Below are 2208 nucleotides of genomic sequence, written 5' to 3' on the forward strand. Positions count from 1 at the left end.
GTATATTCATGGTCACAATTATCTTTTTATCAAATTCTTTAAGTGATTGTTTACAGTGGATAATTGATGGACAGACAACAGGTAATGCGGAAGAAAGTTATAGCTTTTTTGATTTTTCAATAACTTACCTTCTTCTGGTTTTTATGATGATTCTGATTATTTTTTCGTATATACGAAAAAGATCTTATGATTATGTTTTGCTAGATGTAATGGGAATTCAGAAACGGCATAAGTACATATTTATTGGATGTGAATATTTAGGAATTGTTGTGATTTCTATATTAGGCGGAATATTGTTTGGGGCAATATTATCTGAAATTATAAAGATTGAACTGGAAAAAATCTTTGCAAATATAATTTTTACAGAGATAAATTATGGATTTTCGCCTTTCCGGATGACTATAATTATCGGTTTTTGTGTTTTCGGACTTTTGTTTATTGTGTTTGATGAAGCAATCTCTTGCTTGGGGATGGATTCTCTATTGTCTTGTGGGAAAAAAAGTGGAAAACCTGTAAAAACAAGACCTAAAGTGTTTATTCTAGGAATGACATTTATGTTTCTTGCGTATATTAGTTTATGGTTTTATTGGGGAAAAGTTTCAAAAGGGATACCGTTAATTTTGTTGAGTATTGGAATACTGTTGGGAATGATTTCTATAGGGGCATATTATTTGTGCTATCTAAGAAAAAAGGAAAATAAATATTATAAAAAAATTACATGGTTAGATAATTGGTATCATAGATTTTTTTATAATATTAATATGTCTTTTATAATTACTGAATTTATTATAGTTACATTATATGGGTTTTCTATAGTTATATTCGATAATATTCCGGTTAATGAACCACAGAATTATCCTTATGATGTAGTATGGATGGCAAGTGACAAAGATATAGCATTTATAGACGAACTGAAACAAAAGTATGAGATAAAAGTAAAAAAACAACCTTGTATTAGAGTGACAACAACTGATCAAGGGGAGCATATGGGAATTTCTGCTTCAGCATATGAAAAATGGACAAAAGAATCATTAGATTTGAAAGACAATGAAATATATGTTGTTTATCAGAGAGAAAGATCAGAAAGAAATTATTTGGGAATTGATTTTGGTACAAAGAAACCAAGAATTTATATGGGGGAAGCAAAGGATGATCTATGGCAGTATATAACTGGAGTCCCTACGCCAAGTAACAAATTTGATACATCTTTTAATATTGTAGGAGAAGAAGAAAAAATTCTTACAGGCGTGTTTGGAAATAAAATTTCGGAACATATTATTGTGTTCTCAGATTCATATTATCAAAAGGTATGTAATAGGGTTGAGGGTCCCAACCTTATAGTTATGGTGCAGATACCGAAAAATTATGAGAAGGTTATTGAAGAAATATGTGCTTATACAAATGGGAGCGGAATCGTTTACGAGAAAAAAAATTTATTGTTACAAATAAGTAAAACAAAAATTATTAATGTATCGGCGGCAATTATTAATATATTCGTTCTTTTAATATGTTCCTTTTTTGTTTTAAGCATTAAGATGGAATGTGATTTCCCAGAACAGAAAGGGAAATATATATTTTATTCTCAAGGAGGCATGACGCATAGAAATATAAGAAAAAGTATTATGAAAGAAAGTTTTTGGACAGGAGGAATTCCAATTATATTTGGAGTAGTAATTTCAACTATTTTTATGGGGACAGAGGTATATTTAAAGAAATTATCGCTAGAATGGATCAAGCAATATGCGGTGAAATTAATGGGGACGATAACTGGAATTATATTTCTTTTTCTTTTTATTAGTATTTGTTTTGGAATTAGAAATATTATAAGAATTGAAAGAGAGGAGTAAAGATGAAGCCGGTAGAATATCAAAACATTTTAGCAGTAGATCATTTGGAAAAAGGTTATAATTATATATCGAGTAAGGGGGAAAAAGTGAGTTGTCCTGTATTAGAAAATATTTCTTTTCAGATAGAACCCAAAGAATTTGTTGGTATTATGGGACGTTCAGGATGTGGAAAAACAACATTATTAAAAGTTCTAGGGATGCTTGATAAACCTGAAAAAGGAACGGTGTTTTATAAAGGAAAAGATACAAAAGAAATATATGGAACAGAACTGGCAAAAATCAGACGAACAGAACTTTCTTTTATTTTTCAGGACTTTTGTCTTATGGACAGTTTATCGATAAAAGATAATATTTTGCTTCC

Annotated in this window: 2 protein-coding genes; both read left to right on the forward strand. The window is 29.7% G+C overall.

Translation table 11 applies throughout. The features are described 5' to 3' along the window. A partial coding sequence (locus NCY30_RS14835) for a hypothetical protein (RefSeq protein ID WP_250818876.1) occupies positions 1-1847 on the forward strand: 1847 nt, incomplete at its 5' end. A gap of 2 nt (positions 1848-1849) precedes the next feature. Then, positions 1850-2208: ATP-binding cassette domain-containing protein (locus tag NCY30_RS14840; RefSeq protein WP_250818877.1), on the forward strand; the 359-nt coding region annotated here is incomplete at its 3' end.

Source organism: Dorea sp. MB18-49 (assembly GCF_023669465.1).
GTDB lineage: Bacteria > Bacillota > Clostridia > Lachnospirales > Lachnospiraceae > Dorea_A > Dorea_A longicatena.